The 23,641-nt window shown below is 49.1% G+C and carries 20 protein-coding genes; 2 read left to right on the forward strand and 18 right to left on the reverse strand.

Annotated elements, in window-relative coordinates; translation table 11 throughout:
* Window positions 1-4: 4 nt before the first annotated feature.
* The 6 genes from V5J77_RS19360 to V5J77_RS19385 all read right to left on the reverse strand — a co-directional run bounded on the left by V5J77_RS19360 (window position 5) and on the right by V5J77_RS19385 (window position 5,533).
* Window positions 5-577, reverse strand: coding sequence for a zeta toxin family protein (locus V5J77_RS19360; RefSeq protein WP_338552471.1), 573 nt, complete (start codon window positions 575-577; stop codon window positions 5-7).
* Complete coding sequence (locus V5J77_RS19365; protein ID WP_338552472.1) at window positions 570-767, reverse strand: hypothetical protein; 198 nt, start codon at window positions 765-767, stop codon at window positions 570-572. The genes V5J77_RS19360 and V5J77_RS19365 overlap by 8 nt, the downstream gene beginning before the upstream one ends.
* 102 nt (window positions 768-869) lie before the next feature.
* Window positions 870-1,298, reverse strand: coding sequence for an L-fucose mutarotase (fucU, locus tag V5J77_RS19370; protein WP_338552474.1), 429 nt, complete (start codon window positions 1,296-1,298; stop codon window positions 870-872).
* A gap of 35 nt (window positions 1,299-1,333) precedes the next feature.
* Window positions 1,334-2,866, reverse strand: coding sequence for a rhamnulokinase family protein (locus V5J77_RS19375; protein ID WP_338552475.1), 1,533 nt, complete (start codon window positions 2,864-2,866; stop codon window positions 1,334-1,336).
* Between the two features lie 39 nt (window positions 2,867-2,905).
* A complete protein-coding gene (locus V5J77_RS19380) occupies window positions 2,906-3,565 on the reverse strand; it encodes a class II aldolase/adducin family protein (protein WP_338552476.1) in 660 nt (219 codons plus the stop codon).
* Window positions 3,566-3,754: 189 nt separating this feature from the next.
* On the reverse strand, window positions 3,755-5,533 hold the full coding sequence (locus V5J77_RS19385) for an L-fucose isomerase (RefSeq protein ID WP_338556928.1): 1,779 nt from the start codon (window positions 5,531-5,533) through the stop codon (window positions 3,755-3,757).
* A gap of 177 nt (window positions 5,534-5,710) precedes the next feature.
* On the opposite strand from V5J77_RS19385, the gene V5J77_RS19390 reads away from it, so the two are divergent.
* Window positions 5,711-6,724: a LacI family DNA-binding transcriptional regulator gene (locus V5J77_RS19390; RefSeq protein ID WP_338552477.1), complete on the forward strand. Its 1,014-nt coding sequence runs from the start codon at window positions 5,711-5,713 to the stop codon at window positions 6,722-6,724.
* Window positions 6,725-6,924: 200 nt separating this feature from the next.
* Here V5J77_RS19390 and V5J77_RS19395 read toward each other — a convergent pair whose 3' ends face one another.
* Window positions 6,925-7,986 carry an NAD(P)/FAD-dependent oxidoreductase gene (locus V5J77_RS19395; RefSeq protein ID WP_338552478.1) on the reverse strand — a complete coding sequence of 354 codons (1,062 nt, stop codon included), beginning with the start codon at window positions 7,984-7,986 and terminating at the stop codon, window positions 6,925-6,927.
* A 133-nt stretch (window positions 7,987-8,119) separates the two neighbouring features.
* On the opposite strand from V5J77_RS19395, the gene V5J77_RS19400 reads away from it, so the two are divergent.
* Window positions 8,120-8,467, forward strand: a complete 348-nt coding sequence (locus V5J77_RS19400) for a metalloregulator ArsR/SmtB family transcription factor (RefSeq protein WP_338552479.1) — start codon at window positions 8,120-8,122, stop codon at window positions 8,465-8,467.
* 906 nt (window positions 8,468-9,373) lie between these two features.
* On the opposite strand, the gene V5J77_RS19405 is transcribed toward V5J77_RS19400, so the two are convergent.
* The 11 genes from V5J77_RS19405 to ilvC form a co-directional block, all read right to left on the reverse strand.
* Complete coding sequence (locus V5J77_RS19405) at window positions 9,374-11,206, reverse strand: PAS domain S-box protein (protein WP_338552480.1); 1,833 nt, start codon at window positions 11,204-11,206, stop codon at window positions 9,374-9,376.
* A gap of 174 nt (window positions 11,207-11,380) precedes the next feature.
* Window positions 11,381-12,736 (reverse strand): MFS transporter, encoded by a 1,356-nt coding sequence (locus V5J77_RS19410; protein ID WP_338552481.1) that lies wholly within the window; start codon window positions 12,734-12,736, stop codon window positions 11,381-11,383.
* 218 nt (window positions 12,737-12,954) lie between these two features.
* Window positions 12,955-14,472 (reverse strand): leucyl aminopeptidase, encoded by a 1,518-nt coding sequence (locus tag V5J77_RS19415; protein WP_338552482.1) that lies wholly within the window; start codon window positions 14,470-14,472, stop codon window positions 12,955-12,957.
* A 79-nt stretch (window positions 14,473-14,551) separates the two neighbouring features.
* Window positions 14,552-15,931: an ATP-binding protein gene (locus V5J77_RS19420; RefSeq protein WP_338552483.1), complete on the reverse strand. Its 1,380-nt coding sequence runs from the start codon at window positions 15,929-15,931 to the stop codon at window positions 14,552-14,554.
* Between the two features lie 132 nt (window positions 15,932-16,063).
* The gene (locus V5J77_RS19425) at window positions 16,064-17,359 is read right to left on the reverse strand and encodes an anti-sigma factor domain-containing protein (protein WP_338552484.1); all 1,296 of its coding nucleotides are present in this window, start codon (window positions 17,357-17,359) and stop codon (window positions 16,064-16,066) included.
* Window positions 17,356-18,204, reverse strand: a complete 849-nt coding sequence (gene sigI / locus V5J77_RS19430) for an RNA polymerase sigma factor SigI (RefSeq protein ID WP_338552485.1) — start codon at window positions 18,202-18,204, stop codon at window positions 17,356-17,358. Before sigI ends, V5J77_RS19425 begins: the two co-directional genes overlap by 4 nt.
* A gap of 123 nt (window positions 18,205-18,327) precedes the next feature.
* Window positions 18,328-18,744: a hypothetical protein gene (locus V5J77_RS19435; RefSeq protein WP_338552486.1), complete on the reverse strand. Its 417-nt coding sequence runs from the start codon at window positions 18,742-18,744 to the stop codon at window positions 18,328-18,330.
* 174 nt (window positions 18,745-18,918) lie between these two features.
* Window positions 18,919-19,464, reverse strand: coding sequence for a peroxiredoxin (locus V5J77_RS19440; protein WP_338552487.1), 546 nt, complete (start codon window positions 19,462-19,464; stop codon window positions 18,919-18,921).
* 143 nt (window positions 19,465-19,607) lie between these two features.
* The gene (leuB, locus tag V5J77_RS19445; RefSeq protein ID WP_338552488.1) at window positions 19,608-20,690 is read right to left on the reverse strand and encodes a 3-isopropylmalate dehydrogenase; all 1,083 of its coding nucleotides are present in this window, start codon (window positions 20,688-20,690) and stop codon (window positions 19,608-19,610) included.
* 209 nt (window positions 20,691-20,899) lie between these two features.
* Window positions 20,900-22,444 (reverse strand): 2-isopropylmalate synthase, encoded by a 1,545-nt coding sequence (locus V5J77_RS19450; RefSeq protein ID WP_338552490.1) that lies wholly within the window; start codon window positions 22,442-22,444, stop codon window positions 20,900-20,902.
* A 175-nt stretch (window positions 22,445-22,619) separates the two neighbouring features.
* Entirely contained in the window at window positions 22,620-23,612 is a 993-nt protein-coding gene (gene ilvC, locus V5J77_RS19455; RefSeq protein ID WP_099519227.1) for a ketol-acid reductoisomerase, read from the reverse strand.
* Between the last annotated feature and the right edge of the window lie 29 nt (window positions 23,613-23,641).

Here is a 23,641-nt window from a genome sequence, read left to right on the forward strand (position 1 = left end):
AGTATTAGTATGGAGCCAGCACAGGCTTAGCCCAATTAGGAATGGCATCCACACGATAGACCAAGTGACCTTGCATTACTTCCGCTACAATTAAAGGCTCGTATGTATTATCTATGATGATAACTTGATCCGCAATGGCTAGAGCTGGTGTAAGATTCTTCAATGACTCACCATATCGATAACGTATATCCGCTTCAGCGATCCAATGTCCACCCTGCTCAACACGAGAAGCTACACGATCTATATGCATCTGGACATCTTGTAGGCCGATGTAATACAGAACAATTTCGTAACTTCGCTCTTTAGCGATTTCCATATGTTTCAGAACAAATGATCCAGACAATGTCGTTTCTATGGCAAAGTTCTCACTATTTTTTATGAGCGATCGAATTCTCTTTACAGCTTCCCTCCCAGCAGACAGGTCAGCACTACGAGGATTATCTGGCTTTAACTCTCTTGCAATCTGATCGGGATCTACCAGTTCACCAAGCCAATCTCTCATCTGCATACTAAGTGTGCTTTTCCCTGCTCCATTGGTTCCAGCAAACACAGTCATAACTGGTTTCGTTTCACTCATGATATTCATACTCCTGACGTTTCCCACGAGCATCAAATATGATTTCAAATTTATTACCTTCAGCATCCTCACGAACGCGTTTGTTATTCTTAATATAATAAATAGAAGCACCCGAATCTTTAGCCTGCTTCCGCGCATATTGATTTGCCTTCTTTAAAATTTCTTGGAGCTGTTCTCGATTCTCTAACATCGTTGAATCCCCCAATCTAAATATATACTTTATTATATCATAAACAAAAAAACGGCAAGGAATGTACCGAAACATTCCTTGCCGTTTTCCCTATTGAACAAGCTATTTAATAACGCCTTTTTTCAAAATAATATTCGCATACAGCGCCTGCTCGCCAGTTGCCACAATCGCATAAGCCTTCTTCGCCCGCTCATAGAAGGCGAAGCGCTCCACTTCCTCCGGCTTTTCGCGTACGGGCGTATGCTTCTCAATAATAAGCTGATACTGCTCCCATATTGGCGTCTGTACCGTATCGCCAGGAACAACCTGCATAAGCGCCGCCGGCCGCTCCACATATTGGTCCAGCGGAAGCAGCGGCAAGATCGCCTCCAGCAGCTCCGGAATGCCGTGGCCGTCGGCCCGGACAACGCGCTGCGCGTGGCTCATGACTGGAAAATTGCCGTCGGCCAGCACGATTTCGTCACTGTGACCCATTTCCATTAATATTTTCAGTAGCTCTGGTGAAATTAATTTGGATATGCCATACAGCATCTGGAACACTCCCTTAAGTATGTTAAAAAAAATGATTAAAGCGAAGAGCTCGCTTGCCATGCGACTAAGCGCAAGTAAGCCTCGTAAGCCTGCTCCCACACATGCTGCTCCGCTTGCTCCGGCTCATAGGTATCCGATTCAAATGATACCGCCGCTAGCTGCCGCGCCTCCTGCAAATCCGCACATTCCCCTTGAGCAATGAGTTGAACGAGCATATTGCCGATTGCACTCGCTTCGACTGGGCCCGCCCATACCGAGCGGCCAAGCGCATTGGCCGTAAAGCGGCAAAGCAGCTTGTTCTGAATGCCGCCGCCAACCATGTGCAGACCAGAATACACCTCTCCGGTTAGCTGCTCCATCTGCTCCAGCGCGTAACGGTATTTCAGCGCCAGACTTTCGAGAATGCATCTCGCCACTTCGCCCCGGGTCTGCGGCACAGACTGCCCTGTTTCCTCGCAATATTGCTGCACCTTCCTAATCATGCCGGACGGGCTGTAGAAACGCAAATCATCCGGATGAATTAAGCTGCGAAATGGCTCCGCCTGCTCTGCCTCCGCTGCAAGCTGCATGAACGACAGCTCTTGTTCTTGCGATGCCCATTCATGGTGACACTCCTGCAAAATCCACAAGCCCATAATATTTTTGAGCAGCTGGTAGGTCCCGCCAACTCCGCCTTCATTGGAAAACTCGAGCGCCAGCGCCTCTGGCGTCAGCAGCGGACTTGCAAGCTCGGTGCCGAGCAGCGACCACGTGCCGCATACCAAATAGGCAAAAGCTTTCCCGCCTGCCGCTGGCACAGCAGCAACCGCAGATTCCGTATCATGCGTGCCTACGGCAATGGCGTCAATTGGCGGTACAGCCAGCTCCTCGCATACTTCCGCTGTAAGCGGCCCAATCCGTTGTCCCGGATGAATCGGCGCAAGAAACAGCTTCGCTGGAATGGCGAGCTGCTGCATCAGCGGCTCATTCCACTGCTGCCGCTTTGGATGAAACAGCTGCGTCGTCGTCGCCATCGTAAATTCGCACACCTTCTTGCCCGTCAAAAAATATACGAGCAAATCCGGTGTCAGCAGCAGCGTCTCGGCGGCCGCCAGCTTAGGCGAGCCTGCCTTGCTCATCGCATACAGCTGATAAATCGTATTAAAGGGCATGAACTGGAGCCCGCCCTGCTGGTATTGCTCCTCACGGCTCAGCAGCTGCTCCACCTCTTCAATCAACCCTTTCGTCTGCGGGTCGCGGTAATGATAGGGATTGCCCAGCAGCTCGCCTTGCGAATCCAGCAGGCCAAAGTCTACTCCCCACGTATCCACGCCAAAGGTGGCGGGCTGATAGCCCTGTTGGAATGCCTTGCAAATAGCTGCCTTCATCTCCTGTAATAAGCGCAAAATATCCCAGTGCAGATGCTGACCTACATGCACGGGATAGTTGGGAAAACGATGTAGCTCGGTCACCTCTAGCGTGCGGCCGCCCTCTGCATTCACAGCAAGCTGTCCGATTAGCGCCCTGCCGCTGCTTGCGCCTAGATCAAAGGCAAGCACAGTCGCCGCAATTTTCGCTGTATATGCCATCCCTGCATGCCTCCTCTGCCTAGCGGATTCAACATATGACTACTGCATTTTTTGCAGCAGCTGAATGCGGTATGCCTCGCTCTCCAGCGATGCGATTTCTTCAAATTGTTCCGTCGTCAGCACTTTCGGCTCCTTAATCGCTTTGGCGATCAGGAAAATTTTTGCGCTTTCCTCTACAACCTCTGTGCGGTAGTAGGCTTCACGCAGGTTGCGCCCTGTCGTTACCAGTCCGTGATTGCCTAGCAATATCGAGCTTGCAGCATTCACTTTCTCCACTAGCGCATCAGCAAGCTTATCTGTAGTCGGCAGAACATATGGAATATATACCGTCTTGCCTACAAGCGCAGCCTGATCGGGAAACATAATCGGCAGCTCCTGCTCCACAAGGGTAAAAGCGATGCAATAAGGGGGATGCGTGTGCACGATAGCTCCAATATTCGGATTCGCGCGGTATGCATAGAGATGCATCAGCACCTCGGACGATGGACGGAAGCCCGTATCCGTTACCGCTCCAGCTTCAATATCGACCTCTACCCACTGCTCCGGCTCTATTTCATCCAGGGCAAAGCCGCTCGGAGAAAGATACATTTTACCTTCATGCTTCGCGCTAAGGTTTCCGCCTGGACCAACTACCAGACGGTTCGCTACTGTCTTTTTTGCGTATTTACATAGTTCCTCTCTTATTTCCATACTGCTCATTTCTCCATGCCTCCTCGCTCTGCTTGAACCGATGAAGCTGCCGCCCCAAATGATCGGAACGACAGCCTGTAAATGACTCATTCAATTATTAAAGAAAGATTATAAATTTTTCACGCACAAATAGGCTTATATTTCACGGACTGAAACGCGCCGCGCCGCCAAAGGACGGAGGGCAACCGTTTCATCTTGCTATTTATACAAGGGTCCGAAGTTGTCGCAAGCGCGGTAATCTGCGCTTTCCGCATTACTCGTGCCAAACAGCCCCCAAGCACGTGGACGGAATAGCTTCTCCTCTGCCACATTGTGCATATTGACCGGAATACGCAGCATCGACGCAAGCGTAATTAAATCCGCGCCAATATGCCCGTAGCTGATAGAGCCATGATTAGCTCCCCACTGGTCCATCACCTCATACACGCTGCGGAAGGCACCGCTGCCTGTCAAAATCGGAGCGAACCACGTCGTCGGCCAAGTCGGATCTGTCCGTTTGTCGAGCACATCATGAACGCCTTCTGGTAGCTCCACGGAATAGCCTTCAGCAATTTGCAGCACGGGGCCAATGCCCTTCACCAAATTGATTCGGGACATCGTCATCGGCATGCCACCGCGAGTTAAATAGTCGGAGGAATAGCCGCCGCCGCGGAAATACTCGACCGATGCCGGACGCCACGACGTTGCTTTCAGGCAATCCGCCGCCTCCTGCTCGGAAATTTCCCAATGCGGCTTAAGCGCGGGCTTGCCATCTCGCTGCTGCTCGCCTGTTCCATCAAGCGTTGCTGAGCCCGAGTTGATCAGGTGCAAAATGCCGCCCGCTGCATGCCCTTCCAGCTTATGCCCCGTTACGCGCTCTACCGAATCCGGACTCCAATACGTCCGCACATCGGCGAATATTTGCGCCGTATTCGTCAGCAAATTACCGAACAGCATCGCAACGCCGTTCAAGCTGTCATTTTCTGTTGCTACCGTGTAAGGTGCACGTATACCGTTCCAGTCGAACGAGGAGTTAAGCAGCGTTTCCATGAAATCGCCATTTGGAAAATGATCCGTCCATTGGCGCTGCCCCTGAAAGCCGGACACAATTGCATTGTGGCCCATCGCCTCTTCCCCGAAGCCTAGCTCCGCAAGACGCGGATTGCCGACCATCAGGTCGCGGGCAATCATCGTCATTTTCACAACCGTTTCCCAATCCTTGTCCTTCTGCTCTCTGGAGGTCTGAATTTGCACCGGATTGTTGTCTGCGCCCTCTGGGCAATTTTCCTTCACCCATGCCAGCGCGCGGACAAATTCTTCGCCATCATAAATTTCCTCTTCAAAGCGGCGGACGAATTCCGACATATCCACATACTCGGTACGCATGCCCAAATACTCTTGGAAAAAGGCATCGTTTACGATTGAGCCTGCGATTCCCATGGATACGGAGCCCATCGACAAATACGCTTTGCCGCGCATATAAGCGACGACAAGACCCGCTTTCGCAAAGCCCAGCAGCTTGCCCTTCACATCTTCAGGAATGCTCGTGTCGCCAGAGTCCTGTACTTCCTCGCCATAAATGCCGAAGGCCGGAAGGCCCTTCTGCGCATAACCGGACAATACAGCGGCCAAATATACCGCGCCTGGACGCTCTGTGCCGTTAAAGCCCCAAACCGCTTTCGGAATGGACGGGTCCATATCCATCGTCTCGGTGCCATAGCACCAGCACGGCGTTACCGTGATAGACACGCCTACGCGCTCGCGGACAAATTTGTCTGCGCAAGCTACCGCCTCCGCCACTCCGCCAATGCAGCTGTCCGCGATGACACATTCGACCGGCTCGCCGTTCGGATAACGCAAATGCTCGCCAATGAGCGCTGCGACTGATTTTGCCATATTCATCGTCTGTTCCTCGAGCGATTCGCGCACGCCCATGCGGCGTCCATCAATCGTAGGACGAATACCTATTTTAGGGAAACCGCTTTCAAAACGATGCATTTCTTGTGTCACTATTATCCCTCCATATATAAAAATAGTGCATAACCAGCTGCTTGAGTTATTTTTGAGTTATCGGTAACTCTAATTTAGCAAGCTTGAGGGTTGCTGTCAATGGCTCTCTTTTGTAAGATGGTAGAATAACTACGATTGGGATGAAGCAGATAAGGAGCAAGCCGCATGGTTACGATTTACGATATCGCTCAGCGATCTGGGGTTTCGGCGATGACCGTATCGCGAGTGATTAATAACACAGGACGAATAAGCGACAAGACGCGGGCAAAGGTCAAGAAAGTGATGGAGGACATGCATTATGTGCCGAACCAGATGGCGAGAAGCCTCGTGCTCCAGCATACCCGCCTGCTGTTTCTGCTTATTGCCGATATTACAAACCCGTTTTATACGACGCTGTCACGGGGAGCAGAGGATGCTGCTACGAAAAATGGCTACAAGCTGCTGTTCGGCAACAGCGATGAAAATTTAGACAAGGAATCGGATTATATTCATACGATTCTAACGACGCGGGTCGACGGCGTGATGATGGCACCAACTGGCGACCCTTCCCTGCCTAATCTGGAGTCGCTGCTTCAGCATCAGACTCCATTCGTGCTTATTGACCGCGAGGTGCCGGGGGTTGAATGCGATATCGTTATTGGGGACAGCAAGGAAGGCGCACGCCAGCTTGTGGATCATCTGGTGGAGCAGGGACATAAGCGAATTATGATGGTCAATGGCTCGCTGTCGAGCTCCAGCGCCCGCCTTCGCTTGCAAGGGTACAGGGAGGCGCTTCAGCTCAATGGGCTTCCATATGAGCCTGATTATTTATTCGAGACCAGCTTCGGCCCGCAAAATGATCTTTCTGCCATGAATGCCTGGATCGACAGCATAAACCCGCTTCCAACCGCAATCATTGCCGGAAATAACGTCATTGCCATAGAGCTGATGCGCCTGCTCCAGCAGCGCGGCCTGCGCATACCAGACGATATTTCTATCGTATGCTTTGATGATTTTGGCCCTTATGCGGAGATTAATCCGTTTGTGACCGTTGTCGCCCAGCAAGCCTACCAGTTCGGTTATCTCGGCATGCAAATGCTCATAGATCGCATCCAGAATGGCAGCGCCTCTGGGCCGTGGCGGAAGGTCGTGCTGCCTGCGGAGCTCATCGTAAGAAGCTCCGTCAAACAGCTCGGTTAACCAACTCGGTTAAGCGGCTCCGTCAAACAGCTCGGTTAACCAACTCGGTTAAGCGGCTCCGTCAAGTAGCTCAGTTAAGCAGCCGAAAAAAGCCGTTATGGGATAAAAATATACAATGAATTAGGAGACATGAATAGAAATAGCGGCGGCCATGGACAGGAAAATTAGTCCTCAGCCTCCGCTATGCTAGTAAATAGGCTTTAATTATTAGTCAGAGCCAGATGATCTACTATTTTTTGAGCGTCATATTTTACCCAGCCCAGCAGTGCCGACCCCCTGGAGGTTTGCCATGGCAATCCGACAAAATACAAGCCCTTTACCGGCGATACGCCTTCAATATGCTTAATGAGTCCATGCGAATCAAAGGCATCGTGAATATCAATCCACTGATCGTCTCGTTTAAAGCCAGTGGCCCAGATGACATTTTTCACCTCGATTTCATTTCCATCCTCACCTATAACTCGGTTACCATTCGCGTTCATTATACGAGAAAAAACCTTTACTTCCCCCTTCTTCATAAGCTGCTTCAGTTCGAAGCCGTATACTTGCTCGGGCTGTTTTTTCAACCATTTCCCAATCGAGCTTTGCTTATTTGCACGAAGAAATCCGAGCTTTTCAAAATACCAGAAAATGCTTCGATTCATCACGTGCAAGGGCATGAAAGAAATATCGCGAGCAATAGATAGATAAACGGCTCTGTCATCCGCCCGATCCTTGGCCAGCTCAACCGCTATTTGAGCGCCTGAATTTCCGCCGCCCACAACAATCGTGTTCCCTGGGCTCAGTTGATTTGGGCTTAGGTACTCTGAGGAATGCAGCTGATTGACGCCCTCTGATAATAAGCTCGAAAAGGACGGAACATTTTTCACTTGGAATGGCCCCGTTCCCACGATAACGCTGCGAGCCTCAAGCACTCCATCTGCTGTTTCCGCTTTAAAATGAACCTCTCTCCAAAGTCGTTTAACACGACTATTCAGCTTTAGAGGCAACGCCATTTTTGTCGCATAGGCTTCAAGATAGTCCGCGATCTCATCTTTACTCGGCAGACCATTCTGATTTCCTTCTAAAGGCATGCCAGGCAATCCATCATACCTGCGTGGTGTAAAGAGCTGAAGCGAGTCATAACGCCGCCGCCAGCTATCCCCGATAGATGCTGCTGCTTCTAAAATGATAAAGCTTAATCCGCTCTTTTTCAAAAAATACGCTGCTGCCAGCCCTGCTTGTCCTGCCCCTATAATCAATACATCGTACATATGTATCATCCTTCCCGTTACTCATTTGAGTATCCTGCCTCCAGTTTTAAACAAACACTCAAACATGTATTTGATTGTTTAATTATAATATGATAAGCTAACAACAATCAAACATTAATTTGAATAAGGAAGCGGGAGCGGTATGAAAGATAGCTGTGAAATATATTGTTACGACGAGCCCAAAGTACGTAAGGTGCAGCATGCTTTGGAGCAGCAAAGTATTCAGGAGATGGCTAAGATTTTTAAAGCACTGTCCGATGAGACGAGGCTAAAAATCGTCTTTGCTTTATGCGAGGAGGACGAGCTGTGCGTGTGTGACGTGGCAAATATTATAAATTCCTCGCTCGCAACTACATCGCATCATTTGCGAACGCTTAAGCAGCTTGGATTAGCCACCTTTCGGAAGGAAGGTAAGCTTGTGTTTTATTCCCTGAAGGATGATCACATCCGCCAACTCTTGCAGATTGCAGCAGCACATAGCCAGGAATAGCTTGCAGCAGCATGAGCGTAAAATAAGGGCCACCCTTATATCCAGTTGACCTAAACATAGACATTTAGTGAGGTTGGGTAAATTTCGGGCTTGATCTTCGATTCGTGGACTCGAGCGTCTGCATCTCTTAATAGCCAGAAATTGGCGAGGTTATCGGCCTTCATTAGCGGAGAGCAGAGTTGCAGAGATGACTAAGACAAGGTTTAAGACTTAGATTCAGATTCAGACGGAGCCTGAGACTCTAACCAAGACTGAATCTGAAAACATATGATTTGGAGCCTCCTTCCTTTTTCAGCGGACTGAGGTTTCGCTATTTTGGCTTATCATCCGATTTCATACCTTAAGCGGTCAGGAGAGGCGCTATTACCCTGACATTCATCCCAAAATGTTACTGGGCAGCGAAATAGCGGCGCCTGAGTCCGCAGTCTGCACCAAAACCCGTGATTCAGTTAAAATAGCGGCCGCTGTGTCCTCCAAGCTATGTCCACGAAGTCTATCTGAATTGGGGCATGCACGGCACGAACCTTTAAAGCAAGAAGTATGGAACATAAAATATGAAGCATGAAACATTAAACATTAAACATTAAACGAACAGGTATGAAGCTCGTCTAAACCGTCCGCGTACCCTCCATTCAGACAAAAAACCTTCAGCACTTCGCTTATAGGCGCAAGACTGAAGGTTACATACAGCAGCATTAGCCAAGCTAGCTGCGTTTAGGGCGTGTCTGAGAACGCTGAGGGCAGCCAATTTTGCCGAATTTTCGTTCCATGCAAGGCGCGTTTGTGAAGGCGTACCGGGGGTACGCCTTCGCAAACGGAACGAAGCAGGGGGCGGAAAGGCGGTGAAAGGGGCCACTGAACGGGTTTTCAGACACGCCCTAGTATGAATGAGGGAACAGGGCAATATTAATTTAATTCTGCGAATTTAGGCTTAGCCAGCGGCAGCGTAATTCGCACCTCCGTGCCCTCGCCATGTCGACTAGCGATATGTAGTGTACCATGATGAGCCTCAATAATTCTGGAGCTAATCATCAGCCCAAGACCCGTGCCTTTTTCTTTTGTCGTAATAAAGGGCTGTCCAATTTTCCCAATAATAGAGTCGGTCATCCCGATCCCCTCATCGCGGATGGTCAAGCAAACGCTATCAGAAGCATTTGTGCAAATGGCAATCGTAACGCGGCCGCCATCGGGCATTGCTTCGATTGCATTTTTGATCACATTAATGAATACCTGCTTGAGCTGATTGGCATCCGCATGAATCATCATTAGGCTGTCTTCCACCTGCGTCTCAATACCCACATTGGTCATAATCGCCTGTGTTTCCAGCACCGAAATAACGCCGCGCAAAATATGCACCACATTCTCATCGTTGAATCTAGTAAAATGCGGCTTCGCTAAAGTCATAAATTCATTGACGATTAAGTTAATTCGGTCCAGCTCATTGGACATAATATCGAGATACGAGCCGTAACCTTCGTTTTTGGTTTTCAGCAATTGCGTAAAGCCCTTGAGCGCCGTTAGCGGATTGCGAATTTCATGGGCTACTCCCGCAGCAAGCTGTCCGATAACCGACAGCTTCTCGGAGCGCACCAGCATATCCTCAGAGCGCTTGCGATCGGTTAAATCCCGGATTACCGTTAAAATAACCCTTTTTCCCATATAGTTATTAATGCGAATGCTCGACATTTCAACATCTATCGTTTGCCCATCTCTGCAAATCACTTGCCGCTCCTCAAATTGGCTCGGCTCCTCCTCGAACATAATGAGATCCATCCTTCTAAGCATATCCTCATGATCGTCAGGATGAATATATTCGAATACTGAATGGCCGATCACTTCGTTTTTGTCATCGGCTTCAACGAGCTTGATTGCCGAATTGTTGGCGTAAATAATGATCCCGTGATCGCTTAGCACAATTGGCTCTGGCAACAGCTTCATGACACGCTGGTACATCTCGGCGCTTTCCCGCAAGGAACGCTCAAGCGCTACCGATGAGGTTACATCCTTGGCGGAGCCCAGCATCGCCGTTCTGCCTTTGTACACAATGAGCGAGAGATTGACTTCCAAATAAACGAAGCCGCCCTCCTTCTTCTTGCCGCGTACGGTAACGGTATAGCGTGGCTCACGCTTTTTAATCAAAATTTCCGCTACCTGGCGCTTAATGGTGAACAGCTCAATCGCATCAATGTAGTCGGCGGTTTTCAGCCTAACAAATTCCTCTCTCGTGTAGCCCAGCATGGCCGACATATACGAGTTAATATATACCATTTTGCGATCCTGCCTGACGAAAACGCCGGCTAGCACATTTTGCGTCAGATGGCTGTAAAGCTGCTCCGTCTCCCGAAGCGCCTTCTCGGTCTGCTTTCGTTTCGTAATATCGCGCTCTATGGCCACGATTCCGGTTATCTTGCCGCTGCTGTCTCGAACAGCCGACAGAGTAATACTCACATGCAGATGCTTGCCGTTCTTGCATAGCTTTGGGTATTCCGCTGCGGCTACCTTCTTGCCCTCAATCACCTGATCATATAGCCTGGCAAACTCCTTATACAGATGAGCTGGACCGACGGGAAGCTTCCTGCCTACCAACTCCTCCTTCGTCCAGCCGTACATTTGTTCAAAAGCTGGATTGACATCCAGCACGATGCGCTGCAAATCAACAATAACAATACCATCTGTTGTCTCTTCCCAAATGGAGTTCATATAGGTATGATACAAGTCCGCACTTACATAGTCGCTCATCCGAACCCTCCACTTTCAGCCCTTTTCCGTTCTCATCATTTGTAAATTCAACATAGGCTGTTAACTTCCCTGCTAGCGAATCCAGATTTATTGGAAAATAAATATATTCCTCCCTGTAATACGCTTACTCTTTTATAAAAAACTAGAAATACGTGATAGGTTTCACGACATGTATTATGCTGATTGACGGGCAGCCTTACGAGCAGCACTGCGTGTGTAAAGCAGCGAACTGACGACTGTGCCCAGCACAATAAGGGACATGCCCCATAAAATATGATTGAAGGCCTCTGATTTCGCCAGCTGTGCCTGCCATACAATGGCGCTGCCTATCAAAGCGGCAGTCAATGCGCCGCTGAAAAACTGGGCAAGCTGGAACAAGCCCATTCCCGAGCCAATTTCCTTTTGAGGCAGCAGCACTGACATCTCATTGGATACACTGCTCGTTAAGGCAGAGAAGCTTACACTAAGCAGCATATAGATACCGAGTATCGCCCAATACGAATGCACCGCGCTAAAAGCTAGGGCAAGCGAGGCGATGAGCAGGCCAATCGGCGCCAGACGAATAAAAAACCGATTGCCAAGGCGGTCGATCGTACCTCCGATGTATCTTGAGGCTACCATCGTCGCCAGCGAGCCTGGGAATACAATCAAGCCCGATTGGGCAGGTGTTAAGTGATACACGCCAGCAAGCACCTGTGGTACGAGAAATAACGCGGCGAAGTTGTTCATGTATGAGGTAACACCCAGCATGCCGAGCAGCATATAAGGCTTATTGCGGAACAGATCCGGCTGAACGAATGGATCGTTAGTCTTATGGATTCGCCACCAGAACAAGGCCACTGCGACAGCACCAATGAATAAAGCGATCAGGCTTCTGCTGGTCAACGCAAGCAGAAGTCCCGTCGTTCCGATCCCGATGAGCAAAGCACCCGCTACATCGAACGTGCCGCTTTTGCGGCTTTCAGCCGGAATCATTTTGTAGAACATGGGAATGAGCACAAGCATGCTAGCCGTAACCGCAAATAAATAATGCCAGCCCAAATATTCCACAATCACACCGCCGATAACCGGCCCCAGACCAAGCCCAAGCGACGTTGCCGACATAATAAGCGCCATCGCCCGTCCTCGGCGTTCAGCGGGAATAAACCGTGTAACGAGCACGATGCCAAGCGCGGCAATCGCTCCTGCCCCAGTAGCTTGAATAAGACGTGCAGCCATAAGCATGATAAAGCTGCTGCTGAAGAAGCCTAAAATCGACGCCACGCTAACAGAAGAAAGCGCAATAAGAAACAACAGCTTCATTGGTATAAAATCCGAAAGCCTGCTGTACGTAATGGAAGCTATCGCGAACATAATGGAATAACCAGTGACGATCCATGAGGTTGCAATCGCTGTGAGAGAAAATTGCTTCTCCACATCCGGTAGCGCCAAATTAAACATCATTGTATTCATTACGACCAATGTCACAGCAAAGCTAAGTAATAAAATGACCAGACCTTCTTTTTTCAGGCCTGCTTCTCCGTTAATCATGCTGCTTCAAAACTCCTCATCCACTGCTTTATTTTTTATATATAGTAACATTTACGTAGTTGGTTATGCTATTTATTTTTTTCGAATGCAGGAAGTTGAAAAAAGAGAAGCAACGACCGCAGCCGAGGATCGCCTCCTGCTTCGGTCGTTGCTTTCGTTTAAATCCGTTTAAGCTCGCATACTCCTGTCCATCATTGTCCGCTTCATCTGCGCTTTACTTACACCTTAGCGTACATCAGCTCGACGAGCGTACGCACCATTACGCCTGTGCCGCCTTTCGGCTCCAGCACCTTCGCCGACTCGCGGAATGATACGCCCGCAATATCGAGATGAACCCAAGGCAGCTCCTCAGCAAAAGCGCCGATGAACAATCCGCCGGTAATGGTACCCGCTTCACGACCGCCGCTGTTTTTCAAATCGGCCGCTTCACTACGAATTTGCTTCTTATATTCCGGATAAGCCGGAAGCTGCCATACGCGCTCGCCTGCCCGTTCAGATGCTTCGCGCACCTGCTGCATGAGCCCATCATGGTTTGTCACCGCTCCCGTCGCTTGGGAGCCGAGCGCCACCGATACCGCTCCTGTCAGCGTTGCGACATCCACCAGCTTCGTTGCTCCGCGGCGAATCGCCGTCGTGAGCCCGTCGCCAAGCACAAGCCGGCCTTCGGCATCGGTATTCACCACCTCCACCGTCAGCCCGTTCATCATCGTAATGACATCGCCCGGTTTTAGCGCGCGATCTGAAGGCATATTTTCCGCCGATGGAATGACCGCAACAATGTTTACTGCCGGCTTGAGCTCGCCAATGGCCTGCATGGCGCCAAGCACGGCCGCTGCGCCGCCCATATCGGCAATCATTTCCTCCATGCCAGGCGCCCGCTTGAGCGAAATGCCGCCTGTATCAAAGGTGATGCCTTTTCCAATCAGGCCCCAAGTTGCCTGATCGCCTGGCGCACCATTATAATGCAGCACAATCATGCGCGGCGGGTTGATGCTGCCTTGGCCAACGCCAAGCAAGCCGCCCATGCCCTGCTCGGCTGCCGTCCACTCGTCGATAATCTCAATGTCAAAATCGTACTGCCGGGCAAGCTCCTCGGCATACGCAGCAAGACCTTCCGGCACGAGCTTATTGCCCGCTATATTCGTCAAATCGCGGGCGCTGATTACGCCATCGGCACAGGCAACGCCGCGTGTAATTCCTGCGATCCATTGCTCGCTGAAATTAGAAGCAGCACCTTCCGCTTCAGTTCCAGCGATGGAGAAATACACTTTTCCGATGGCATAACGCGTCTTCGCTTCACGTTTCTCTGGCAGGCGGTCATGCACGGCCAGCTTCAACCCTTCCGTCAGCGCTTGAGCCGCCTGCTGCTGGGAAAGTCCTTCCGCTTCCACCGCTGACATAGGCAGCACAACATGCACAGTCTGTGCTTTTATGCGCTTCAAGGCTCTTGCTGCCGTTGCCGCTGCAATACGCAAGCCGTCTGCGCCAGCCTGCTCCTCATAGCCAACCGCTATAACATGCTCGGCAGCAGGATACAAGCCAAGCGTCTGCATGACATGAGCCTGCTCCGCCTCTCCCTTGAACAGCCCTTTAGCAAACAGGCTGCGAATGGCCTTATCAATTTGCGGCAGCAGCCATTCGGCTGAAGCATCGCCAAGCTCACGCGAGCTAATGAAACGAACGACTGCATCTATTGGTTCAGCACCTGGCGTTCCGTATGTAAATAATGTACTCATGGTCAATCATTCCTCTCCTTTTGGCGCCACCCGCCATAAAGATAAAAAAAATCGGGGGCATACCCCCGATTTTAATCATTTATTCCGCTAATGGCAAATAAATAATGAATGATGTGCCGCTGCCTACGACGCTTTCAACGCGAATAGAGCCGCCATGATTGCGGATAATCCGGTAACTGACGGATAAGCCAAGGCCCGTCCCTTCTTCCTTGGTCGTAAAAAAAGGATCAAATAATCGAGACAGCGTTGCCTTATCCATGCCTTTCCCGTTATCCTTCATTGTAATCTCCACATAAGAGCCATCGGCTCTCGTCGACAGTTCAATCATGCCGATTTCATCGCATTTCCGTTCCGCTACCGCATCAAGCGAGTTTTTCACAATATTGAGAATGACCTGTTTAATCTGCTTCATGTCGATCGAAGCGACAAGCGCACAATCATCCCCTTCGAGCTGTAGCCCGATCTGGCAATTGCGCATTAGCGCCTCGCTCTCCGTAAGCAGCGCAACCTCTTTAAGCAGTAAATTAATAGAGAACGCTTTCTTCAATGGAGCAGAAGGCTTGGACGAGTTCAGAAACTCGTAAATAATATCATTAGCACGATCAATTTCGGCTAAAATAATTCGGGCATATTCCTCCTTGCCCATTTGCAGCAAATACGGACGCAGCAGCTGGATAAAGCCGCGTATCGACGTCAGCGGATTGCGAATTTCATGTGCGATAGCAGCCGCAATTCGACCAAGCATGGCTAGCTTGTCATTTTGCAAGGCTGTTTGCTCAATCTGCTTATATTCCGACACATCTTTGACGCTGAATAGAAAATCACCTTCAAGCTGATCGCCGTAGGTGACCGTTACGAGTAAATGGTTGCCATCCTTATCCTGGAACTCATAATTCCGCATGCGCCGAAGCAGCATTTCCTTGTACAGCCGTAAAATCATTTTCCGAGTATAACGGCTTAGCTGCGGATGCCGCAATATTTCAGGCAAATTGCAGCCCACCAGCGTTTTGCGGGGAATGTCTAGGTGCTTCGCCATTTGTAAATTAATGAATGTCAAAATACCTTCGCTGTCAAATAATGCGATGCCGCTGTCCATGTGCTGCAGCACATTTTCATACTTATTTTTGACCATTTCAAAGGAACGATTGGAACGTAGCAGCATTTCCCTCATTTCCGTAAACTTCTGATCATTGGTTTGATTCGCCAGCAAATGAGAACGAAAAGCAACCATAAATTCAATTAAAAAAATGAATGAACGATTGTACAATTTGACTGCTTCTTCCGAGTCCACATTCGATACTAATGCCTGCATGCAATCCTCATGGATTGCGATGACATCATCAAGTTGAATTCCCGTTAACTCTTTGCCTAGCTCTGCTGCTTGATAAAGAGAACTTTCCTTATCACTTCGAATGTATTCGGCAAGTGCCGGGAAATAACGCTTTCGCATCATCTGCATCCTCTACTCCCCCCCGGCAGCATCAATGGACAACGCTAATTCAAGCTATACTCATCATAGATTTTGGATGTCCTTCATGTCAATGAGATTGTTTGTCGAAAAATGGTATTTTTGAAAAAAAATGGACGAATCTTAAGCCGACCTCTGCCAGCTGTATGTATTTTCCACGTTTGTTCGATAGCTAAAACGTTTTTGGCCGTCCCAAATAGTTCTCCCTTTATTTTCACCGCTGCTCTTCTTGTAATTATCCTTGTCTTTATTTTTGCCAGTATCCCTGTTTTTAACGTCTTTATGGCTATCGCTGCTGCCATCATTAATATTTTTATGTTTGGTTTTGTCTTTACTCTTGTCCTTATCCTTATCCTTTTCTTTTTCTTTGTCTTTCTTCTTGTCCTTGTCCTTGTCCTTGTCCTTGTCCTTGTCCTTGCCCTTCTTCTTATCTTTTTCCATGTCGTTGTTCTTATCTTTAACTTTGTCCTTCCCAATATCCTTGCCATGCTGTCCGTTTTTTTCGCTATCCAGCTGTTTGGCTGGTGTCTCCTTTACGGCTGGCACAGCAGAAGCGCTATCCACAACCGGAACGGAGGAGGCTTGCACCGCCTCTTGCTTGGTTTCCGCCTCAAGCAAGCTTCTCAAGCTTTCTTTTGTCGTTTTATCAGCATGCTTCACAATCGTTTTTACACCGCCAAGCGGCTCGGCTATCATGCTGATGGAATGCTGCTGGAAATTTTCCAGCTCAAGAGCATAGCCTTCATCCTTGGCCATTAAATAAACCGCCATTTTGCCGGAGGACAAGCCGTATGCCTCCGCCGCTGCCCGCAGCTCTACCGGGGCGGACAGCGTCAAAACTTCAACAACCGTTTTCATATGCCCATCCGCGGCCATATCTGTCAAAGCCTGATTTAGCTTAGTTGAAAATAATACATCCAGCTGCGGATCATCATCGCCTACGACTACGCTCGTAACTACAATGTCATGCACCTTATCGTCAAAATAGTGCATTCCCGCAATTTTTTGCATAATAGTCGTTGTAACCAGCGCAAGCGATTGATTTTTGTAGGACACTCCGGCGATGACCTGCTTGCCTGCTTCATTAAACGCATGAAGCTCCTGTACCTGCTCACGACTATCAATGCCGATTTCAATGCTTGGATTGATGTCCATGCTGAAATAAGCCACTACGGGATGATTTCCGCTTTGAATATATAGCAGCACAGGCAAAATAAGCAGCACGATAGCCGCGGCCACTCCGGATCTCCACAACAGCGCTTTGCGGCTTCTGCGCCTTGTCCTCTCCTCCTGCTGGAACACAATTTCATCGCCCACCTGAACGTTGCGAGGAAGCTCGGTATTGATGAATCTGCCATCCGCCGTCAGCACCATTGCCCTATTCTTTTGTATCTGCATTACGACGCCACGGTTCATCATTCTGCCTCCTTGCACGCTTCTCTCTGCCAATCGTCCAGATCCAAGTAATCTTTCAAAAACGGGTACGTTCCCCGTAAAATGCAAGCAATAGCAATCATATATTTGCGATTGCGTTCAATCGTCTTGCGGGACAAGCCGCTCGCCTCCGTCAGTGCTTTGACTGGCAGCTTGCCCGTCAACTTTAATTGGCCAAACATCGCGGCATCCTCCGCTAATATTGCTGCTGTACGCATCAGCATTTTGCGTGAATCCGCATGCTTGGGCGAAGCCTCGACCAACTCGGCGAACGATACGCCGTATTTCAGCAGCTCCTGATTAAATTCGCCCATCTCCAGCCGGCGCTCATCCGCCGTACTGCTGAGCTCATAAGCAGCCAGCGCCTGCTTCAGCTCAATGGGATTGTAAAGCTGCTCCTCATCGTCTAAACGCTCGAACGTGCTATATGGAACTGAGGATAGATGCCGCTGCTCACGGCGCACATAGTCAATTAGACGGCGTCTGATGACCGTCTCGGTAAAACCGAGAAAGGATCTGCCAGACTCCGGCGAAAATTGGCTGATAGCCTCGTTAAAGGCGATTAAGGCCACGCTATATTCATCATCCCTGCTCGCATTGACATAACGTTTGCAGAAGCGGCTTGTCACTTTTGCAATGTATGGCTTATAGCTTGCAATAAACCGCTCCCGCAGCAGCGCGTCTCCTTGCTGAATTTGCAGCACCGTCTGCTCCGGCGTCAGGGATGTCTTTGTTTTTTTAATTTTTAACAATGGTTCCTTTATGTTCGCTTCTACGGTGTCGGTGGGTACGGTTTTCCGCAAGAAACGCTTGAATAATACAAGTAGCAACCGTTCCACCTCTCATTCATAGGTTTCGGTCAATCTGTGTTGCTTCAGGGGGTAGGCCCCGAAATTTATGAGAAAAATGAAAAAGCCCCCGAACGGAGGCCACATTTCATAAAATGATTCATTTTAGACTGATGTTCGCCGTTCTTTAAGCTTATTGCGCCGACTGCTTAATATAGCCAGACGCTTCTTTAATTCACCTTGCCATGCGAGGTCGTCAATTTGTTTCGCAAAGCTGAGCAAATCAAGCGATATGTCAATTTGACTCAGTACGACGTCCATCGGATCTTCACTTTCATGATTCACGCAATTTTCCCGCAGTTCCTTGCCTTCTTGCTCCACATACTCCTGAAAATCAACCTCAGCGGCGCCGTCTCCATGTGCGTATTCAGCCAATATTTCATACTCATTTTCTACCAAGTGGTGAATCTCCACACGGCTGCATACCGGACAAAACAAAATAGGAACGTTATGGATATGTGTCCGAAAATGCTTTAATGTCCCTTTAGTACCAATCATACTAGCTCCACAACAAAAACTCATCGACGACGACCTCCTTAGCTGTTGCCAGTTCGCAGCAAGCACGTTTCGTTTGACATAAACTTATTCGCTTTATACCTGTACAATTCCTGCTTTTTGCGAAACAGAAAAGCCCATGCCAATATTTGGCACGGGCTCCTCGACTCAGGCTTATGCTATTGAGAAAAAGATTTTGGATTAAACAGACAGCGTTTGCTGACCTGGCTTCCAGTTCATAGGGCAAAGTCCGCCGGATTGCAAAGCTTGCAAAACGCGAAGCGTTTCGTCTACGCTGCGGCCAACATCGTTATGGTTAACGACTTGGTATTTCACTTCGCCTTCTGGATCAATGATGAATAGGCCGCGAAGCGCAATGCCTTCTTCTTCAATCAGAACGCCATAATCTTTAGCGATTTTCTTCGTAATATCAGCAGCAAGAGGGAACTCAAGCTTGCCAAGACCATTATCGTTAACAGGTGTATTAATCCACGCTTTGTGGCTGTGCTGGCTGTCTACACTCACGCCAAGAATTTCAGTGTTAAGCTTCTTGAACGCATCAGCAGCAAGGCTCAAAGCTGTAATTTCAGTTGGGCAAACAAAAGTGAAGTCAAGTGGATAGAAGAACAATACCAACCATTTGCCTTTGTAGTCTGCAAGGGATGCTTTACCGAAGCCGGAACCATCACCAATTGCTGTTTCTGCTGTGAAATCTGGAGCCGGGTAACCTACCAAACGCTCTGCCATAATTTGAAATCCTCCTTGAGTTTTAATGATGAGCTTATATCGATGCATGAACATCGGTGAATATCGCTATCTATTGATAAATATTATCACTAGATTGTATTGAAGTCAATATTGTATTCAATATTTTTTTGTAATAATTATAATTAAGCTTTTTTCAGCGCTGCAATGATCAGATCGCCCATTGCTGTTGTGCCGATAGCTTTGCTCTTGTCAACAGCGATATCGCCTGTGCGGTGTCCAGCATCGAGCACTTCCTTAACAGCATCCTCAATCGCTTGCGCTGCATCGTGGTAGCCGAAAGTCAGACGGAACATCAAGGCAACCGAAAGAATCGTTGCAATTGGGTTCGAAATGCCTTGTCCAGCAATGTCAGGTGCGGAACCATGTACCGGCTCGTAAAGACCGAAGCTGCCTTCGCCCAGCGAAGCGGAGGAAAGCATACCGATGGAGCCTGTCAGCATTGCTGCTTCATCGCTCAAAATATCGCCAAACATGTTTTCCGTTACGATAACGTCAAAGCTCGATGGACGACGCAGCAATTGCATTGCACAGTTGTCTACAAGCACATGCTCCAGCTCAACCTCTGGGTATTCAGGAGCGATCCGGTTAACGACTTCACGCCACAGACGGGAAGTTTCCAGTACGTTTGCTTTATCAACAGAAGCCAGACGCTTGCTGCGAGTCATTGCAATATCAAACGCTTGGCGAACGATACGCTCAATCTCTTGTACATTATATACGCAAGTATCTACCGCTTCTTCGCCGCCTGCACCTTCACGACGGAATTTCTCGCCGAAGTAGATGCCGCCTGTCAGCTCGCGCACAACGATCAGGTCAGTGCCTTCCAGCACTTCCGGCTTAAGCGTGGAAGCCTCCTTCAAGCAGTCAAATACCGTTGCCGGACGAATGTTGGAGAATAGGCCCAGCGCCTTGCGAATGCCGAGAAGGCCAGTCTCAGGACGAAGCTCCTTCGAGTTGTTGTCCCATTTCGGGCCGCCAACAGCGCCAAGCAATACAGCGTCAGCATTTTTACAAAGATCAAGCGTTTCCTGCGGCAATGGAGTTCCTTTTTCATCAATCGCAATACCGCCGAACAGACCATGCTCCGTTTCGAACTGATAGCCATAAAGCTCTTCTACTTTTTTCAATACTTTAAGCGCTTCGCCTACAACCTCTGGACCAATACCGTCGCCGGCAACTACTGCAATTTTTTTAACTTCTGACATTGTTGTGTAACACTCCTTATTTTTGAGCTCGGATGAGCTATTCTCATTCTGTTATCATTTGTACCATATTTCAGAGCTGAAAACAAAGATATAAAATCTATGGTCTTTATAGGCAATGCTTATAAAGGCTATTGGAGACGCATATGGCTTAAAGCATGTGCTATCTTGTATTTAAATAAAGGAGGAGCTTTCGCTCCCCCTAAGCTAACTTAAATCAAGCTCATTTTATCGCGACGGCCTGGCGATTTGCGCTTCTCAATGAGTCGATTGAGCGCATCGATGTAAGCACGCGCACTCGCCTCCAAAATATCCGTGCTAAGGCCACGGCCTTGCGCAGATACTTCATTTTGGTTCAGTACAACATGTACCTCGCCAAGCGCATCCTTGCCCTGAGATACCGATTTAATCGAATAATCCTCAAGCTCCACAGCCTCAGCAGTCACTTTATCAATCGCATTGTAAATCGCATCGACCGAGCCATTGCCTTCCGCTGTTCCTTCGCTGACGCTTCCATCCGCTTGGCGGATAACAACCGCAGCGCTAGGCGTCGTTTGGTTGCCATAGCTCACTTGAATCGTCTCAAGCGTGAATACTTCCGGCGTATCAATGAGCTTTTCTTCCAAAAAGGCACGAATATCTTCGTCGGTGACATTCTTTTTGCGGTCAGCCAAGTTTTTGAACTTGGCAAAGGCTACGTTAATCGCTTCTTCATCCAGCTCATAGCCCAAATCGATCAGCTTCTCGCGGAAGGCGTGACGGCCGGAGTGCTTGCCCAATACGAGCGAAGACTCTCTTAGACCGATTGTATCCGGCGAAATGATTTCGTATGTTGTTTTTTCCTTCAGCATGCCGTCCTGATGAATGCCGGACTCATGTGCGAAGGCATTGGCGCCAACAATCGCTTTATTGCCAGGTACAACCATGCCTGTCAGCTTGCTGACCAGACGGCTCGTCTTGGCAATTTCCTTCAGGTTCAGCGTCGTCGTCGCGCCAAAATAATCGGCACGCGTTGCAAGCGCAAGGGCAATTTCCTCAATCGCGGTATTGCCGGCGCGCTCGCCGATGCCGTTAATTGTACCCTCTACTTGATCGGCGCCATTAAGTATAGCTGACAGCGCATTGGCTGTTGCCATGCCCAAATCATCATGGCAATGTGCGCTGAGCTGGATCGTTTCAATGTTTGGAACGTTTTGCTTCAGCGTTTTGAAGATGTTGCCGAATTCCTGCGGATTCAAATAACCGACGGTATCCGGAATATTAACGACTGTCGCTCCCGCGCGAATCGCCATATCCGTTACTTCGCAAAGGAAATCAAGCTCTGTGCGCCCAGCATCTTCAGGCGAGAATTCGACTTTATCAAAATATTTCTTCGCATAACGAATAGCGCGCTCTGCTGTTTCCAGCACTTGCTCCTTCTCCATCCGCAGCTTGTGCTTGCGGTGAATCGGGCTTGTCGCCAGGAATAGATGGATGCACGGGTCCTGCGCGCCTTTAAGCGCTTCACGCACCGCGTCAATATCCTGCTCGCGCGAGCGCGACAGGCCGATAATCGTTGCATTTTTGATAGCTGTCGCTACCGCATTAACCGCTGCCAAATCACCGGGAGATGCCGCAGGAAAACCAGCTTCAATCCGGTCAACTCCCAGCTTTTCCAGTTGGAGCGCGATTTCCACCTTTTCCTTTGTGTTCAGGTTCACGCCTGGAGACTGCTCCCCATCGCGCAATGTAGTGTCAAAAATATAAATTTTACGCATTTTCCTTGCACCTCCGGGAACAGAATGATCCCGGTATGCACGGACAGTCCGAAGACCGCGCCTGCGCGCAGCTTCTCCGCCGGTGAACCGGGATTATTTCTTCATCGCTTCATGCTATAGAGGCGCATCTTCGCAAGGCTCAACACCATTTTGAAGATACGCCCTAATTAAAATATTACTTCTTGATCCAGTGCATAAGCTCACGAAGCTGTTTGCCTGTTTGCTCGATTGGATGAGCTGCCTCGTTGCGGCGAGTAGCGTTCATCATTGCTTGTCCTGATTTGTTTTCCAGGATGAAATCGCGAGCGAAACGGCCGGATTGGATATCTTCCAATACGCGCTTCATTTCTTTTTTCGTTTCAGCTGTTACAATGCGAGGACCTGTTACATAGTCGCCGTATTCAGCTGTGTTGGAGATGGAATCGCGCATCGAGGAGATACCGCCCTCGTACATCATGTCAACGATCAGCTTCAGCTCGTGCAAGCACTCGAAGTAAGCCATTTCTGGAGCGTAGCCAGCTTCAACAAGCGTTTCAAAACCAGCTTGTACAAGCGCGGAAGCGCCGCCGCAAAGAACTGCTTGCTCACCGAAAAGATCCGTTTCTGTTTCTTCTTTGAAAGTTGTTTCGATAACGCCTGCACGTGTACAGCCGATACCTTTTGCATAAGCAAGACCGATTGCTTTCGCATTGCCGGAAGCATCTTGCTCGATTGCGATCAAGCCTGGTACGCCAAAGCCTTCTTCATATGTGCGGCGAACCATGTGGCCTGGCGATTTAGGAGCAACCAGGAATACGTCTGTATCTTTGCTCGGCTTGATTTGGCCGAAGTGAATGTTGAAGCCGTGGGAGAACATCAAAGCCGCGCCTTTTTTCAGGTTCGGTGCGATTTCCTCATTGTAAACTTGTGCTTGAGTTTCGTCAGGCAGCAGGATTTGAACAACATCTGCTACTTTAGTTGCTTCAGCAACAGTCAAAACTTCAAAACCGTCTTTTTTCGCAGCATCTGCGGATTTACCTGGGCGAAGACCGATAATAACTTTCAGTCCGCTGTCGCGAAGGTTTTGCGCTTGAGCGTGACCTTGGCTGCCGTAACCGATTACTGCGATCGTTTTACCTTGAAGTACGCTTTGATCAGCGTCTTTTTCATAATACAATGTAACTGCCATGTGAATAATTGCCTCCTTTATTTTGACCC

Origin of the sequence: Paenibacillus sp. KS-LC4 (assembly GCF_036894955.1) — a bacterium.
In the GTDB taxonomy this organism is placed as follows: Bacteria; Bacillota; Bacilli; order Paenibacillales; family Paenibacillaceae; genus Pristimantibacillus.

Bases quoted from the DNA above. Each gene is read 5' to 3' on its own strand.
- V5J77_RS19360 (WP_338552471.1), bottom strand. From the start codon at position 577: ATGAGTGAAACGAAACCAGTTATGACTGTGTTTGCTGGAACCAATGGA.
- V5J77_RS19365 (WP_338552472.1), bottom strand. From the start codon at position 767: ATGTTAGAGAATCGAGAACAGCTCCAAGAAATTTTAAAGAAGGCAAAT.
- fucU (WP_338552474.1), bottom strand. From the start codon at position 1,298: ATGCTGTATGGCATATCCAAATTAATTTCACCAGAGCTACTGAAAATA.
- V5J77_RS19375 (WP_338552475.1), bottom strand. From the start codon at position 2,866: ATGGCATATACAGCGAAAATTGCGGCGACTGTGCTTGCCTTTGATCTA.
- V5J77_RS19380 (WP_338552476.1), bottom strand. From the start codon at position 3,565: ATGAGCAGTATGGAAATAAGAGAGGAACTATGTAAATACGCAAAAAAG.
- V5J77_RS19385 (WP_338556928.1), bottom strand. From the start codon at position 5,533: ATGCATCGTTTTGAAAGCGGTTTCCCTAAAATAGGTATTCGTCCTACG.
- V5J77_RS19390 (WP_338552477.1), top strand. From the start codon at position 5,711: ATGGTTACGATTTACGATATCGCTCAGCGATCTGGGGTTTCGGCGATG.
- V5J77_RS19395 (WP_338552478.1), bottom strand. From the start codon at position 7,986: ATGATACATATGTACGATGTATTGATTATAGGGGCAGGACAAGCAGGG.
- V5J77_RS19400 (WP_338552479.1), top strand. From the start codon at position 8,120: ATGAAAGATAGCTGTGAAATATATTGTTACGACGAGCCCAAAGTACGT.
- V5J77_RS19405 (WP_338552480.1), bottom strand. From the start codon at position 11,206: ATGAGCGACTATGTAAGTGCGGACTTGTATCATACCTATATGAACTCC.
- V5J77_RS19410 (WP_338552481.1), bottom strand. From the start codon at position 12,736: ATGATTAACGGAGAAGCAGGCCTGAAAAAAGAAGGTCTGGTCATTTTA.
- V5J77_RS19415 (WP_338552482.1), bottom strand. From the start codon at position 14,472: ATGAGTACATTATTTACATACGGAACGCCAGGTGCTGAACCAATAGAT.
- V5J77_RS19420 (WP_338552483.1), bottom strand. From the start codon at position 15,931: ATGCAGATGATGCGAAAGCGTTATTTCCCGGCACTTGCCGAATACATT.
- V5J77_RS19425 (WP_338552484.1), bottom strand. From the start codon at position 17,359: ATGATGAACCGTGGCGTCGTAATGCAGATACAAAAGAATAGGGCAATG.
- V5J77_RS19435 (WP_338552486.1), bottom strand. From the start codon at position 18,744: ATGAGTTTTTGTTGTGGAGCTAGTATGATTGGTACTAAAGGGACATTA.
- V5J77_RS19440 (WP_338552487.1), bottom strand. From the start codon at position 19,464: ATGGCAGAGCGTTTGGTAGGTTACCCGGCTCCAGATTTCACAGCAGAA.
- leuB (WP_338552488.1), bottom strand. From the start codon at position 20,690: ATGTCAGAAGTTAAAAAAATTGCAGTAGTTGCCGGCGACGGTATTGGT.
- V5J77_RS19450 (WP_338552490.1), bottom strand. From the start codon at position 22,444: ATGCGTAAAATTTATATTTTTGACACTACATTGCGCGATGGGGAGCAG.
- ilvC (WP_099519227.1), bottom strand. From the start codon at position 23,612: ATGGCAGTTACATTGTATTATGAAAAAGACGCTGATCAAAGCGTACTT.